2 protein-coding genes are annotated in these 848 nt (G+C 74.2%); both read left to right on the top strand.

All coding sequences use genetic code 11. The features are described 5' to 3' along the window. Positions 1 to 474: arsenate reductase ArsC (locus E1266_RS37515; protein ID WP_132055358.1), on the top strand; the 474-nt coding region annotated here is incomplete at its 5' end. Further along, positions 471 to 848, top strand: a 378-nt coding sequence (locus E1266_RS37510; RefSeq protein WP_132055356.1) for a VOC family protein, incomplete at its 3' end; no start/stop codon positions are given. The genes E1266_RS37515 and E1266_RS37510, both read left to right, overlap by 4 nt.

Here is an 848-nt window from a genome sequence, read left to right as displayed (position 1 = left end):
CCGTCCCCGCCCGCGCCAAGAGAAGCCGCCGCCTCCGTGCTGTTCGCCTGCACCGGCAACAGCGCCCGCTCACCGATCGCGGAGGCCCTGCTGCGCCGCCGCACCGGCGGCCGGGTCGAGGTGACGAGCGCGGGCAGCCACCCCAAGCCGCGGCTGCACCCCGCCGCCGTGCGCGTGCTGAGCGAGCGGTACGGCATCGACGTCGCCGACCGGCGTCCGCGACGGCTGGACGACCTCGCCGACCGCGGCTTCACCCACGTGATCAGCCTGTGCGACAAGGTCCGCGAGGTCTTCCCCGACTTCGGCGACCACCCCCGGCGGATCCACTGGAGCATCCCCGACCCCGCCGCGGTCGGCGAAGGCCCCGCCGACGAATTCCAGGCGGCCTTCGCCCGCACGGCGGCCGAGATCGACGCACGTATCGGCTACCTGATACCTCGGCTCGCCCAACCGGAACAGGAGATCCGGCCATGACCACACCTGACCAGTTCGTCGGCGTCCGCTACATCGTGGACGACGTCCAGGCCGCCGTCGACTTCTACACGGCCCACCTCGGCTTCACGGTCCGCATGAGCGCCGCGCCCGCCTTCGCCGACGTGGTCCGCGGGCCGCTGCGGCTGCTGCTGTCCGGCCCGGCCAGCTCCGGCGCCCGCGCGACGCCCGACCCGGCCGAGCCCGGCCGCAACCGCATCCACCTCGTCCTGGACGACCTCGACGCCGAGATCGACCGGCTCCGCGCCGCCGGCCTGGCCTTCCGCACCGACATCGTCGCCGGCCCCGGCGGCCGCCAGATCCTGCTGACCGACCCCGCGGGCAACCTCATCGAACTCTTCGAACCCGCCCACCAC

This window comes from Actinomadura sp. 7K534 (genome assembly GCF_004348575.1).
GTDB lineage: Bacteria > Actinomycetota > Actinomycetes > Streptosporangiales > Streptosporangiaceae > Spirillospora > Spirillospora livida.
Note: the sequence above shows the minus strand (reverse complement) of the source record. Positions and strands in the feature narration are given on the sequence as shown.